The organism is Streptomyces sp. NPDC001156, assembly GCF_053598275.1.
Genome location: NZ_JBSFJX010000002.1, coordinates 34,335 through 47,198, shown reverse-complemented (window position 1 = coordinate 47,198; position 12,864 = coordinate 34,335). Strand labels below are relative to the sequence as shown.

Sequence of the window (12,864 nt, the reverse complement as noted above, 5' to 3'; positions counted from 1 at the left end):
CGGCCCTCGCTTGGTGGACACCGGCGGAATTATGGTGGCAGTGCAGACATATCGGGCCTCTCGACGAGGAGGTCGTCATGATCCAGGAGCTGGTGGGTGCCTTGGTGGCGGCGGGTGCCGCTGGACTCGTGTGCCTCGCCTCGGCAGCACGGATCGTCAAGCAGTACGAACGCGGAGTGGTCTTCCGCTTCGGACGGGTCCTGGGGTCGCCCCGGTCGCCGGGTCTGACCCTGATCGTTCCGATGGTGGACCGGCTGACCAAGGTCAACATGCAGATCGTGACGCTGCCCATCCCCGCACAGGAGGGCATCACACGGGACAACGTGACCGTGCGCGTGGACGCCGTCGTCTACTTCAAGGTGATGGACGCGACGAACGCGCTCATCCAGGTGGAGGACTACCGGTTCGCGGTCTCGCAAATGGCTCAGACGTCGCTGCGCTCGATCATCGGCAAGAGCGATCTGGACGACCTGCTCTCCAACCGCGAGAAGCTCAACCAGGGCCTCGAACTCATGATCGACAGCCCGGCCGTGGGCTGGGGCGTGCAGATCGACCGGGTCGAGATCAAGGACGTGTCCCTGCCGGACACGATGAAGCGGTCGATGGCCCGCCAGGCGGAGGCGGACCGCGAGCGCCGGGCGCGCATCATCAACGCGGACGCCGAGCTCCAGGCCTCGAAGAAGCTGGCGGAGGCTGCCGGGGTGATGTCGGACCAGCCCGCCGCGCTCCAGCTGCGGCTGCTGCAGACCGTGGTGGCGGTCGCGGCCGAGAAGAACTCCACACTCGTGCTGCCCTTCCCGGTGGAGCTGCTGCGGTTCCTGGAGCGGGCGGCGCCACAGGAGGTGACGCCCGGCCATGACGGCGCACGGCCGCCGTCGGCCACGGCAAAGCCCGCCCCGGAAGCCCTGGAGGAGGCTGCGGCAGGCCCGCTGCCGGAAGCCGCGCCACCCGTGCCGGAGTCCGCGCAGGAAGCCGCACCGGAGCCCGCAGCATCCGTGCAGGAAGCCGCACCGGAGCCCGCAGCATCCGTGCAGGAATCCGCACCGGAGCCCGCAGCATCCGTGCAGGAATCCGCACCGGAGCCCGCGGCACCCGTGCCGGAAACCGCGACGGCGGTGCCCACGCGAGAAGCCGCACCGAGCCCCACCCCCACACCCCCTTCGGAGCTGTGGGCCGACCCCTCACCGGAAGGCACACCGTCGCCTTCCCCGTAGGCGTCGACCGCCTCCGCCGGCTGTGACGACCGCGCCCGAGTGACTCTCTGCGGGCGGCCGGGCGGGTGACTTCACCCTCCCACCGGCTCGGCACACCCGGAAGATCTGCTTTTCTGATCATTTCGGTGGTTACGTTCGTGCGGTGAACGCTCTCGTACGGCACATCGCCACCCTCGGCGTCCTGGGCGCGGCGCTCGCCGCCTGCACGATCCCCGGTGCGTCGCACCACGCCCCGCGGCCCTCGGCGTCTCCTTCGGCGTTCCCCACGACGACCGTTCCCGGGCCGCCCACACTCGCGCCCGGGCCGCAGGGACTGGCGGCCGTGTTCAAGAGAGCCCCGACGCACGAGAAGGTCGTCGCCCTCACCTTCGACGCCGACATGACCGCGGCCGAGGGCCGCCGCGCGGCGGCGGGCGAACACTTCGACAACCCCGGTCTGATCGGTGCCCTGCGGGAGCTGCGGGTTCCGGCGACCGTGTTCCTGACCGGCCGCTGGGTCGACCAGTACCCGCGGCAGGCACGGGCGATCGGCCGGGATCCGCTCTTCGAGGTGGGCAGCCACTCCTACAGCCACTACTCCTTCGCCGGCTCCTGCTACGGGCTGCCGATCCTGCCGCCGCAGCGGATGCGCTCGGACGTGGAACGCGGCGTCACGGCACTCCACAGGGCGGGGGTGCCCCATCCGGTGCCGTACTTCCGCTTCCCCGGCGGCTGCTACGACAACCGGGCCCTGCGCACGATCAGTGCGCTCGGCATGACCGCGGTGCAGTGGGACGTGGTGAGCGGCGACGCGTTCGCGACGGACGCGGACGCGGTCGTACGGCAGGTACTGCGAGGGGTCCGGCCCGGTTCCGTGGTCATCATGCACTGCACCCGCGGCGGGGCGCCGGTGACGGAGAAGGTGGTCCGGGCCGTGGTGCCCGAGCTGCGCAAGAGGGGCTACCGGTTCGCCAAGGTCTCCGAGCTGATCGGAGCGTCCGGCGGACGGCGGCAGGACCCCGGCTCCAGTCCTGCGCCTACCCTGAGGCCATGAGCGATTACTGCGAGACGGAGCCGGCAGCACGGGAGCCCGTGGCGGGCGGGCCGCCGTTCGCCGAGTGCGTGCTGTGCCGGAAGCCGACGGAGTACCCGGAGTCGTACAAGGGACTCACGCTGTGCCCGGTCTGCGAGTGGCAGGAGGCGCAGCGCACCGCCTGCTCCGGATGAGCACGGCAGCCCGCCGGCGGCGTACGAGGCCGTCCTCTCCCGCACGATGACCCGATGTTCCGCCTGGCAGACTTGAGCCCGTGAGCAGCGACCAGACCACCGCCGCGCCGGCGGACGCCCCGCACGACGGCCAGGACAGCCCCTTCCGCGCCGAGCGCACCACACGCGACGAGGCACCGCAGTTCGTGCTGCCGCTCGTCGTGCGCATCGAGCGGGCCGCTCCCCCGGCGCGTACGGACGCGCTGGAGACGGCGGCGCGTGCGGTGCTCGAGATCCTGAGCGACGAGCGCTCACTGGGTGAAGGCGAGTGGGCCCAAGCGATGCGGGACTGGCAGGACGCACGGATCCGCAAGGTGGTCCGCCGGGCGCGCGGCGCCGAGTGGCGGCGGGCCGAGGCGCTGCCGGGCCTCACGGTCACGGGCAAGTCGGCCGAGGTACGGGTCTTCCCGCCCGTCCCGCTGGACGGCTGGCCCAAGGACCTGGCCAAACTACAGGTCTCCGGCACCGACCTGGAGGACCCCGAGCCGCCGGCCGAGGCCGATCCGGGGAGCCCGGTGCTGTGGCTGAACCCGGAGCTTGAGATGTCGGCCGGCAAGGCGATGGCCCAGGCCGGACACGGCGCCCAGCTCGCCTGGTGGGCCCTGCCGGACGAGGAGCGCGCCGCCTGGCGCGACGCGGGCTTCCCCCTCGCCGTGCGCACCGCACGCCCGTCCCGCTGGGCCTCACTCACCACCTCCGGACTGCCCCTGGTACGGGACGCCGGCTTCACCGAGATCGCCCCGGGCAGCTGCACGGTGGTCGCGGAGCATCCGGCACTTCGCGCTCGAAACGGTTCCTGACCAGGCAAGGTCCCCAAGGGCCTGACCGCTCGGGGCTACTGACCGGAGCGGGCCTCTGCGGGCTTGCGGTTGTGGGCGTGGTGGGGGCAGGTGCACCGCCGCACGAGCAGGAGTCCCACCACGTGAGGCTGTGGCACATCCTCGGTCTGGCGGCACGCGCATCGTGGTCCTCGCAGTGACAGGATCGGTGGTATGGACACCGAGACGGACTGGGTGTACCGGGTGTGCGAACCACACGGCTCGGAGGGATGGCGCCCCTACGGCCGCGATCCCGAGCGGTGGCAGGGCACCATCACCGCCGATGACTCGAGCGAGGGCCCCCAGTACGCCGTCGCCCTCGTCGTCGCCGACCTGATGACCGAGTGGAAGATGCTCGGCCTCCCCCGGGCCAGGCACGTGAGGGTCCTGCTGTGGCGGGACGAGGAGGGTGACGCGGCGGACGCGGACGTCATCGTGGAGGTCCGGCCGGACATCCACGCCGAGTTATCGGCGGGTGTCCGGATCGCCCGGCCTGACGGACGCCCCCCGGTCACGGGGACACGGTCACTCCGGCTCGCGTTCCGGCCCGGCGGCAGCCGGACGGGGCCCCGTGTACGCGTAGGCGGTGACCCAGGTGATGTCCATCTGCGCCCAGGAGCCGGGGGCCGCGTACGGCCCGTACAGCGCGCTCTCGTTCTGGAGGACCCAGCTCAGCGGGCGCGAGGCCACGCCACGGCGGTCGCCGAGGTACAGATGCCCGTCCAGGTAGTAGCGGGCCCGGCCGGGCGTCCACTCCAGGGAGACCGTGTGCCACTCGGTGAACGGCTCACCGGTGTCGGCGTGACCCTGGGGGCGCCCGTCGCACGGGTGGTGGAAGAAGTGGACGGTGTCGACCCACGACTGCTCGTACATGTCCATCTCGCAGCCGCCCCCGTAGAACAGCCAGGCGCTCTTGTAACCGAGGGCGGCCCTCACCACGCGGACCCGGGCGCTGTACTTCCCGTACGCCTGCTGCATCACCGCGCGCGGCACCACCGCCGCGACATGGAGGTCACCGCCGGAGGCCGGCCGGTACATGCGGATGTGCATACGGCCGTCCCCGCCGGCGGCGGGCCCGACCCACACCGTGTCGTCGGCACGGTACTCGCCACCGAGCACACGGTCGTTGGCGTCGGAGTGGTTGCGCGGGTCGGCGGTGTCGTACCAGCCGCGCGGGTAGGCCCACCAGTCGGCACGGTAGGAGCCGGTGAGACCACCGCAGTAGGCGCGGCGTGTGTCGGCGTCGTGGTCGCAGTCGCTGAAGGAACCGAGCGGCACCACGTCACCGTCGAAGTTCTCGGCGAAGACCTGGTGGAAGGGGCCGCAGTCGCCGCGGGGCAGCATGTCGCCGGTGGTGTGGCAGGCGTCCTCGGACGGCGTCGCGGCGTCGGTCCCCGGCACGGTGCAGGCCACCTCGAGGGCCGCCGCCAGGAGGGCGGCGGCGCGCAGGCGGCGCCGGTGAGCGCGGCGGTGTCGGCTCAATCTCCTGCTCCTGACTTCTGGGTCGCGACCGGCGCAGCGGTGGCCGGTCGCCCTGGGTCCGGGCAGGGTGCTGGACGGCCTCCTAAAAGATCTTCCTGGAAGCCGCGCGGGGAGGTTCCGCCATTGGGGTCGAAAAGCCTCGCCGGCCGGTGGTCGCGCGAGCCGGACCGGAGTCCGGCGGAACCTCAAATGTTGCTCTGAACGTCCCCCGGAAGGGGTTCGGCGCGAAGGGCCGGGGCCATGACTTCGTCACGCCGGCACCGGCGGTGCGCCGACGGGGACGGACGGGCGCACCGGGTGCGGCCGTGGACCGCACGAGAGCGGCCCGGCGGGCTCCGTGGCGGAGGAGGGGACGATGGAACGACTGGGAACCGGCATCGGATGGCGGCCTGAGATCGCCGCTGCCGTGGAGGCCATGCCCGGCGTCGACTGGGTCGAGACCGTGGCTGAGAACGTGTGTCCGGGGCACCTCCCCGAGTCGCTGCTGCGCCTGCGCGCGCGGGGCGTCACCGTCGTCCCGCACGGCGTCTCCCTCGGCCTCGGCGGCGCGGACCGCCCCGACGGGGGCCGGCTCGCCGATCTCGCCGCATGCGCCGAGGCGCTGGGGTCGCCCCTGGTCACCGAGCACATCGCGTATGTGCGGGCGGGCGGGCCGCTCACCGCCTCGGCGCTGCTGGAGGCGGGCCACCTGCTTCCGGTCCCGCGCACCCGCGACGCGCTGGACGTCCTGTGCGAGAACGTCCGGATCGCGCAGGACGCCCTTCCCGTGCCGCTCGCGGTGGAGAACATCGCGGCGCTGATCTCCTGGCCGGACGAGGAGATGACCGAGGGGCAGTTCCTGTACGAACTGGCCGACCGTACCGGCGTGCGGCTGCTGATCGACGTGGCGAACCTGCACACCAACCACGTCAACCGGGGCGAGGACCCGGCCAAGGCGCTGGACGAACTGCCCGTCGAGGCCATCGCGTACGTCCACGTCGCGGGCGGGTACGAACGCGACGGCGTCTGGCACGACAGCCACGCCCACCCGGTCACACAGCCGGTCCTCGACGTGCTGGCCGAACTCGCGTCCCGCGCCACCCCGCCCGGCGTCCTGCTGGAGCGCGACGACAACTTCCCCGAACCGGCCGAGCTGGAGGGGGAGTTGGCCGCCATTCGGGAAACGGTCGAGAAGGCCGGAGCACGGACCCGGGCGGGGGTGCGGCCAGGCCGTCCCCCGGCGCCGGCTGCCGCGCGGCAGCCGGCGACCGGGACCCGGCGCGGCACCGCGGCGCAGTCGGGCACGGGACTGCTCCCGGCGGGACGGCCCACCGGGACAGCCGGCCCGGCGGCACTGCCCGCCGACGCGCGGATGACGGACGGGCACGGCACCGCTTCCGCCTCCGCTCGGCAGCGGCTGGCGCTCGCACAGGCCGCGCTGCTCTCCTCCCTCGTGGCCGGTACGCCCGTGCCCGAGGGCTTCGACCGGGTGCGGCTCGGGGTCCAGGCCCGCGCCCTCGCCGCCAAGCGGTCCTCGATCGTGGCGAAGGTCGCGCCGGAACTGCCCGGCATCCTCGGGGAGGGGTACCGGTCCGCGTTCCTCGCCTATGCCCAGGGTCGGCCGATGTCGGAGGGCTACCGGCGCGACGCCCTCGACTTCGCCGAGCACCTGCTGCTCGCCGGGCGCCCCGAGGACGCCGAGCGGCGGCGCCGGCTGCGCGAGTGGTGGCTGGAGCGCTCCGGCCCCACACCGCCCTCCCGGCACCCCGCGGCCCGGCTCGCCCGCGCCACGCGCCGGGTCCTGCTGCGGCACTGACCGGAGCTCGCCCGTATCACTCCTGGCGTACTCCGAGGGCCGATTCCACGGAATGTGCCACGGTCGACACAGCAGTCGCACATCGCGCCCGCAGCGTCGATTCACCCCACTTCGCCAGGGGATGACGGCCTATTCGCCGAGCGTATAAGGCCTACGTTGCCCGCTATCCAACTATTTCCTCCTGTAGGGCAGTTGGTCGGTACGGCGCAGTAATATGCCAGCCTGCACCCGAAGCGCACGAGCATGCGGTGCCGGAAGCAGGAGGCACCATGCGATCCAGACCGGTCCAGGGCCGCGGAATCTTGAGCGGCACCGGGATCATCATCACCCTGCTCGCGGGAACCCTTGCCGCACTCGTCTTCCCCGTCTGGTCCTACGCGGACCGCTCCGGCACCGGCCTGGACACCCTGAACGCGCAGACCGTACCCACGAGCTACGGCCCGCTGTCCGCGCTGGACCGGGATTTCATCACCAGAGTCCGGCTGGCCGGGCTGTGGGAGCTGCCGGCGGGTCAGCAGGCCGAGCAGAAGGGCACCACACAGGCGGTGCGCACCGCGGGTGAGCACCTGATCGAGGGCCACACCTTCCTGGACGCCCGCGTCCGCGACGTCGCCGCCCGCCTCGGGCTCGCCCTGCCCAACCAGCCGAACGCACAGCAGCGCGAGTGGCTCTCGACGCTGGACGCGGCGCAGGGCGAGGAGTACGACCGCGACTTCGCCAACCTCCTGCGCCAGGCCCACGGCAAGGTCTTCGCCGTCGTCGCCCAGGTCCGCGCCACCACGCGCAACTCGCTCGTGCGTGTCCTCGCCGACGATGCGAACGCCACCGTCCTCGACCACATCAAGGTCCTCGAGGCCACGGGCTACGTCGACTTCGACGCCCTGGCCCAGGACGCGGCCACGGCCAGTCCGCCCCCGCTCACCCCGTCCCCGGCCCCGCCGGGCCCCACGAACGACCCCGGCACACCGGTGCCGGTGACGCCCTCGGCGACGTACTCGCTGCCGCCGGCGGCCTCCAGCCCCCCGCCGTGAGGGGCGCGGGCCGGGTGTCCCGGCCCGCCCCACGCGGTCAGGCGAGGCCCGCGACCAGCTCCGCGACCGACTTGCGGCGGCCGGTGAAGAACGGCACCTCCTCGCGGACGTGCATCCGGGCCTCCGAGCCACGCAGGTGGCGCATGAGGTCGACGATGCGGTGCAGCTCGTCGGCCTCGAAGGCGAGGACCCACTCGTAGTCGCCGAGCGAGAACGAGGCGACCGTGTTGGCGCGCACGTCCGGGTAGCCGCGGGCCATCTTGCCGTGGTCGGCCAGCATGCGGCGGCGGTCCTCGTCCGGCAGCAGGTACCAGTCGTAGGAGCGCACGAACGGGTAGACGCTGACGTAGTTGCGCGGCGTCTCGTCGGCGAGGAACGCCGGGATGTGCGAACGGTTGAACTCCGCCGGGCGGTGCAGCGCCATGTTGGACCACACCGGCGCGAGCGCACGGCCGAGCTTCGTACGGCGGAAGAGGTTGTACGCCTCCTGCAGCTCGTCACTGGTCTCGGCGTGCCACCAGATCATCACGTCGGCGTCGGCGCGCAGACCCGACAGGTCGTACGTACCCCGGATGGTCACGTCCTTCGCGGCGAGCTGGTCGAACAGCTCCTGGACCTCGTCGGCGTAACCGGTGCGGTCCTCCGGTAGCGCGTCCTTCAGCCGGAAGACGGACCACAGCGTGTAGCGGATGACCTCGTTGAGGTCCTTGGCCAGCTTGCCCTTGTTCGGAATCCTGCCGGGCTCGGTGGTGGGGGCGTCGTCACTCATGTGCCTATTCTCCCGCTCCGCCGTGCAGGCTCTGCACCGGGCTGGCCATGAGCTCCCGCACACCGCGCAGATCACCGTCGAGTTGGTCCACGGCGGCGTACGCGCTCGCGATGCACGCCGGGATGCCGACGCCGTCGTACGCCGCACCGCACACCGCGAGGCCCGGAAGCCCGGCCACGTGCCCGCGGATGCGGGCCACGCGCGCGTGGTGGCCCACGGGGTACTGGGGCAGACCGTCGATCCAGCGGGTGACGCGGGTCTCCACCGGGACGGCGTCCAGGCCGGTCGCCTCGCGCAGGTCGTGCCGGGAGAGGGCCACCAGGGCGGCGTCGTCGCGCTGCAGGATCTCCGTCTCGCCGTACCTCCCCACGGACGTCCTCACCACGAGCACGTCCGGGTCCTCGTCGGCGATCCAGCCCCATTTGCGGGAGGCGAAGGTCGACGCCTTGATCGTGCGGCCGTCGACCGGCGGCACCAGGAAGCCGCTGCCCTCGGGAAGGGCCGCGGCCTCCGCGCGGCGGTAGGCGAGGGTGACCAGGGCCATGGAGGCGTACTCGATCGAGCGCAGTTCGGCGGCGGCCCCGGGGCACGCCCCGGACAGCAGACGGGCCGCGTCACGAGCGGGCGAGGCGACGACGACGCCGTCGGCCTCCTCGACGTGGTCGTCGACCAGCACCTCCCAGCGAGCGCCACCGCCCCCGGGCTCAGCGGTGAAGCGCAGGCCATGGACGGGACTGTTCAGCCGGATCTCGCCGCCCCGCGCGAGCACCGACTCAGCCACCGCGAGCGGCAGCCGGCCCACGCCGCCCTCGATGCCCATGAACACAGGGCCGGTCTGCGCGGCGGCGGCCGCCTTGGCCTGGATCTCGCGGACCGCCTCCGTCAGCGAGTCGTGGGCCTGGGCGGCCTGGAAGAGCTGCGGGACGGCCGAGCGCATCGAGATGCGGTACGCGTCGCCCGCGTACACCCCGCCGAGGAGCGGCTCCACCAGGCGGTCGACGACCTCGCGGCCGAGGCGCGCCGCCACGTACTCGCCCACGGCCACGTCGTCGCCGGTCTCGGTGCGCGGCAGGTCCGCGTCCCGCTCGATACGGCGCAGGCCCTCGTCGGACAGGAGGCCGGACAGTGCGGACGCGGCGGAGGGCACGCCCATGACGTGCCCCTTTGGCATCGGGCGAAGGACGCCGCGCGTCCAGATCGAGGCGGTGGCCGTGGCCGGCGGCTGCAGGCGGTCCGCGAGGCCGACCGCGCGGGCCAGCGCCACCGCCTCGGGCCGTCGCGCGAGCATCGACTCGGCGCCGAGGTCGACCCGTGCGCCCGCGATCTCGCCGGGCAGCAGCTTGCCGCCGACCCGGTCCGAGGCCTCCAGCACCGTCACCCGCGCACCCCGGTCCAGCAGCCGGTGGGCGGCGGCCAGGCCCGCGATCCCGCCTCCGATGACGACGACGTGCCCCGCGGACGCGGGGGTCTCCCTTGCGCTCATGCCCCCAGCCTCTCAGACCCCGCCGGCACTCCCGCAGGGGCCGGGTGTCCCTGCCGAGTCCCGACCGTGACCGCATCGGAACCGGATCAGGCCAACGTCCGGTCCGGGTCCGGCGTCGAAGAGGCGTCCGTCACAACGACTCTCGGGGGTATGACCGCATGCGCATTCCACGCTCACCACGGCCGGTTCAGGTGCTGGCCGCGACACTGCTCGCCGCTTCGCTCGCACTCGCGGGCTGCAGCGCCGGCGCCGACGACATGAGCAAGGCCGGTGGCAGCGATGCCAAGGCCGCCGTACCCGCCGACAAGCAGGGCGCCGCCGACGGTGACGCCGGCAGCGCCGCATCCGGCGAAGCGAAGGCCCGGGACACCGCGAACCGGCTGACCGCGAACCGCATCATCCGTACGGCGTCCCTCACCGTGCAGGTCAAGGAGGTGCCCAAGGCGCTCGACGTGGCGCGGACGGCCGTCGAGAACGCGGGCGGGTTCGTCGGCAGCGAGAGCACCAGCCGCGACACCGCCGGCCACGAGCGCACCCGGCTCGTCCTGCGCGTGCCCGTCGCGAAGTACGAGGAGGTGCTCGGCGAACTCCAGGGCGCGGGCAGGCTCGTCGAGCGCACCGCCAAGGCCCAGGACGTCACCGACCAGGTCGTGGACGTCGACAGCCGCATCAAGTCGCAGCGCGCGAGCGTGGCACGGGTGCGCGAGCTGATGGACCGGGCGACCAAGCTCAGTGACGTGGTCGCCCTGGAAGGGGAGTTGAGCGCGCGCCAGGCCGACCTCGAGTCGCTACTCGCCCGTCAGGCCTCCCTCGACGACCGCACCAGCCTGGCCACCATCACCCTCGCGCTGTCCGAGACGCCGGTGAAGAAGGCCGCGAAGGACGACCGGCCGGGCTTCCTGGACGCGCTGGCGGGCGGCTGGCACGTCTTCGTCACGCTGCTGCGGTGGATCGCCCTGGCGATCGGCGCGGCACTTCCCTTCGCGGTGTGCGCCGCGCTGCTGGTACTGGTGTGGGTGCGGGGCGTACGCCCGCGGCTGCCGCACCGTCCGGCGCCCGCGACCGCCGCGGCCCCGGAGGAAGGGCGGGGCGGGCAGGACTGACGGACCCCCCGCGCCGTAGCGTGTTCGTATGAACCCGAGCCCGACGAGCCGTTCGACAGAGCGCCTGGTGGTCATCGGCGGCGACGCGGCGGGCATGTCCGCCGCGTCGCAGGCGCGCCGCCTCAAAGGTCCCGACGCATTGGAGATCGTGGCGTTCGAGCGCGGCCACTTCTCCTCGTTCTCGGCGTGCGGGATCCCGTACTGGGTGGGCGGCGACGTCGACTCGCGGGACGCGCTGATCGCCCGTACCCCCGAAGAACACCGGTCGCGCGGCATCGACCTGCGGATGCGGACCGAGGTCACGGAGATCGACGTGGACGGCGGCCGTGTGCGGGCGCGGGACCTCGACACCGGGGCCGAGGCGTGGACCTCGTACGACGAGCTGGTGATCGCGACCGGCGCCCGTCCGATCCGCCCCGACCTGCCCGGGGTCGACGCTCCCGGGGTGCACGGCGTGCAGACCCTGGACGACGGCCAGGCGCTCCTGGACGTGCTGACCGCCACGACGGGCCGCCGCGCGGTGGTCGTCGGCGCGGGCTACATCGGTGTGGAGATGGCCGAGGCGCTGATCAACCGCGGTTACGAGGTCACCGTCGTCAACCGCGGCAGGGAGCCCATGGCGACGCTCGACCCTGACATGGGCCTGCTGGTGCACCGGGCCATGGAGGGCCTCGGCATCACCATGGTGAACGACGCCGAGGTCACCAAGATCCTCACCGGCGACGACGGCAGGGTGCGGGCCGTGGGCACGGAGACCGCCGAGTTCCCGGCCGACGTGGTGGTCCTCGGCATCGGAGTGCGCCCCGAGACCTCCCTGGCGAAGGCCGCGGGGCTGCCGCTGGGCGGGCACGGCGGACTGCTCACAGACCTCGCGATGCGGGTGCGCGGTCACGAGAACATCTGGGCCGGCGGCGACTGCGTCGAGGTCCTCGACCTGGTCTCCGGGCGCGAGCGGCACATCGCACTCGGCACCCACGCCAACAAGCACGGACAGGTCATCGGCACGAACGTGGGCGGCGGCTACGCCACGTTCCCGGGTGTCGTCGGCACGGCGGTGAGCAAGGTCTGCGACCTGGAGATCGCCCGCACCGGTCTGCGCGAGAAGGACGCGCGGCGGGCGGGGCTGCAGTACGTGACGGTCACCATCGAGTCGACCAGCCGTGCGGGCTACTACCCGGACTCCGCGCCCATGACCGTGAAGATGCTCGCCGAACGCCGCACGGGCCGGCTGCTCGGCGTCCAGATCGTCGGCCGGGAGGGCGCGGCCAAGCGGGTCGACATCGCGGCGGTCGCCCTGACCGCGCGGATGACGGTGGAGGAGATGACGGCCCTGGACCTGGGCTATGCGCCGCCGTTCTCACCGGTGTGGGATCCGGTCCTGGTGGCGGCCCGCAAGGCGGTCACGGCGGTACGGGCACAGCCCTGATAAGGGGTGCGGGGGAACCACGCGATGAACCACGGGCGGCCACCGCGGCGCCCTCCGCTCAAGCCGTCTCGTGCTGACCGACCCCGTTGATCCGCTCGATCGCCTGCCGGGCCTGCTCGGCCGGCGGTCGCGGCGGCAGCGACGACACCGAGGCGCCGGCGGGCACGGTGGCCGGCTGCGGCTGCACCCCCGCGGGCTTGGCGTGCGCGGCGGGGCGCGTGGAGCGCAACCGGTGGCTGACCGCCTCGTCGAGGGTGACGGGACGCTGCATCTGGGAGGCCAGCCGGCCGGCCTCCTGGCCCAGCCTGGCGATGTCTTCCCAGGGCAGGTGGATCACCAGCGCGAGCTCGGCCTCGCCGTCGGGCAGAGCGTGTATCGGAGGGGTAACCCGGTCGTTCATCGCCTGCTCCTCACGTCGTGCCCGCGACACGCCTTCCCCGCGCCGCGGGCGGTTGACGAGACATACGGGCACCCGGACCCCCGTGTTCACCGATTCAC

At 72.9% G+C, this 12,864-nt stretch carries 12 protein-coding genes; 8 read left to right on the top strand and 4 right to left on the bottom strand.

The window, feature by feature from the left end:
* Positions 1 to 77: 77 nt before the first annotated feature.
* The 4 genes from ACWDA7_RS01535 (at position 78) to ACWDA7_RS01520 (ending at position 3,259) form a co-directional block, all read left to right on the top strand.
* Entirely contained in the window at positions 78 to 1,214 is a 1,137-nt protein-coding gene (locus ACWDA7_RS01535) for an SPFH domain-containing protein (protein ID WP_450602195.1), read from the top strand.
* A gap of 142 nt (positions 1,215 to 1,356) precedes the next feature.
* Positions 1,357 to 2,247, top strand: a complete 891-nt coding sequence (locus ACWDA7_RS01530) for a polysaccharide deacetylase family protein (RefSeq protein WP_450602194.1) — start codon at positions 1,357 to 1,359, stop codon at positions 2,245 to 2,247.
* Positions 2,244 to 2,420 (top strand): hypothetical protein, encoded by a 177-nt coding sequence (locus ACWDA7_RS01525; protein ID WP_359394319.1) that lies wholly within the window; start codon positions 2,244 to 2,246, stop codon positions 2,418 to 2,420. The genes ACWDA7_RS01530 and ACWDA7_RS01525 overlap by 4 nt, the downstream gene beginning before the upstream one ends.
* A gap of 80 nt (positions 2,421 to 2,500) precedes the next feature.
* Entirely contained in the window at positions 2,501 to 3,259 is a 759-nt protein-coding gene (locus tag ACWDA7_RS01520; protein WP_450602193.1) for a peptidyl-tRNA hydrolase, read from the top strand.
* Between the two features lie 543 nt (positions 3,260 to 3,802).
* Here ACWDA7_RS01520 and ACWDA7_RS01515 read toward each other — a convergent pair.
* Complete coding sequence (locus tag ACWDA7_RS01515; RefSeq protein ID WP_450602192.1) at positions 3,803 to 4,759, bottom strand: glycoside hydrolase family 16 protein; 957 nt, start codon at positions 4,757 to 4,759, stop codon at positions 3,803 to 3,805.
* A gap of 355 nt (positions 4,760 to 5,114) precedes the next feature.
* Here ACWDA7_RS01515 and ACWDA7_RS01510 point away from each other — a divergent pair, with 355 nt between their 5' ends.
* Both ACWDA7_RS01510 and ACWDA7_RS01505 read left to right on the top strand, forming a co-directional pair.
* Complete coding sequence (locus ACWDA7_RS01510; protein ID WP_450602190.1) at positions 5,115 to 6,554, top strand: DUF692 domain-containing protein; 1,440 nt, start codon at positions 5,115 to 5,117, stop codon at positions 6,552 to 6,554.
* A gap of 269 nt (positions 6,555 to 6,823) precedes the next feature.
* Positions 6,824 to 7,585: a DUF4142 domain-containing protein gene (locus ACWDA7_RS01505; protein WP_450602189.1), complete on the top strand. Its 762-nt coding sequence runs from the start codon at positions 6,824 to 6,826 to the stop codon at positions 7,583 to 7,585.
* Between the two features lie 37 nt (positions 7,586 to 7,622).
* Here the strand turns inward: ACWDA7_RS01505 and hemQ are convergent, their stop codons facing one another.
* Both hemQ and hemG read right to left on the bottom strand, forming a co-directional pair.
* Positions 7,623 to 8,354, bottom strand: coding sequence for a hydrogen peroxide-dependent heme synthase (gene hemQ / locus ACWDA7_RS01500; protein WP_450602188.1), 732 nt, complete (start codon positions 8,352 to 8,354; stop codon positions 7,623 to 7,625).
* A 4-nt stretch (positions 8,355 to 8,358) separates the two neighbouring features.
* Complete coding sequence (gene hemG / locus ACWDA7_RS01495) at positions 8,359 to 9,837, bottom strand: protoporphyrinogen oxidase (protein WP_450602187.1); 1,479 nt, start codon at positions 9,835 to 9,837, stop codon at positions 8,359 to 8,361.
* Positions 9,838 to 9,995: 158 nt separating this feature from the next.
* Here hemG and ACWDA7_RS01490 point away from each other — a divergent pair, with 158 nt between their 5' ends.
* Complete coding sequence (locus ACWDA7_RS01490) at positions 9,996 to 10,940, top strand: DUF4349 domain-containing protein (protein ID WP_450602186.1); 945 nt, start codon at positions 9,996 to 9,998, stop codon at positions 10,938 to 10,940.
* Positions 10,941 to 10,968: 28 nt separating this feature from the next.
* Positions 10,969 to 12,366: an FAD-dependent oxidoreductase gene (locus ACWDA7_RS01485; protein ID WP_450602185.1), complete on the top strand. Its 1,398-nt coding sequence runs from the start codon at positions 10,969 to 10,971 to the stop codon at positions 12,364 to 12,366.
* 58 nt (positions 12,367 to 12,424) lie between these two features.
* Here ACWDA7_RS01485 and ACWDA7_RS01480 read toward each other — a convergent pair whose 3' ends face one another.
* Entirely contained in the window at positions 12,425 to 12,766 is a 342-nt protein-coding gene (locus ACWDA7_RS01480) for a hypothetical protein (RefSeq protein ID WP_450602184.1), read from the bottom strand.
* Between the last annotated feature and the right edge of the window lie 98 nt (positions 12,767 to 12,864).

What these genes read in the sequence shown, in the direction of transcription:
- ACWDA7_RS01535 (WP_450602195.1), top strand. Translation starts at nt 78, where the DNA reads ATGATCCAGGAGCTGGTGGGTGCCTTGGTGGCGGCGGGTGCCGCTGGA.
- ACWDA7_RS01525 (WP_359394319.1), top strand. Translation starts at nt 2,244, where the DNA reads ATGAGCGATTACTGCGAGACGGAGCCGGCAGCACGGGAGCCCGTGGCG.
- ACWDA7_RS01510 (WP_450602190.1), top strand. Translation starts at nt 5,115, where the DNA reads ATGGAACGACTGGGAACCGGCATCGGATGGCGGCCTGAGATCGCCGCT.
- ACWDA7_RS01505 (WP_450602189.1), top strand. Translation starts at nt 6,824, where the DNA reads ATGCGATCCAGACCGGTCCAGGGCCGCGGAATCTTGAGCGGCACCGGG.
- hemQ (WP_450602188.1), bottom strand. Translation starts at nt 8,354, where the DNA reads ATGAGTGACGACGCCCCCACCACCGAGCCCGGCAGGATTCCGAACAAG.
- hemG (WP_450602187.1), bottom strand. Translation starts at nt 9,837, where the DNA reads ATGAGCGCAAGGGAGACCCCCGCGTCCGCGGGGCACGTCGTCGTCATC.
- ACWDA7_RS01490 (WP_450602186.1), top strand. Translation starts at nt 9,996, where the DNA reads ATGCGCATTCCACGCTCACCACGGCCGGTTCAGGTGCTGGCCGCGACA.
- ACWDA7_RS01485 (WP_450602185.1), top strand. Translation starts at nt 10,969, where the DNA reads ATGAACCCGAGCCCGACGAGCCGTTCGACAGAGCGCCTGGTGGTCATC.
- ACWDA7_RS01480 (WP_450602184.1), bottom strand. Translation starts at nt 12,766, where the DNA reads ATGAACGACCGGGTTACCCCTCCGATACACGCTCTGCCCGACGGCGAG.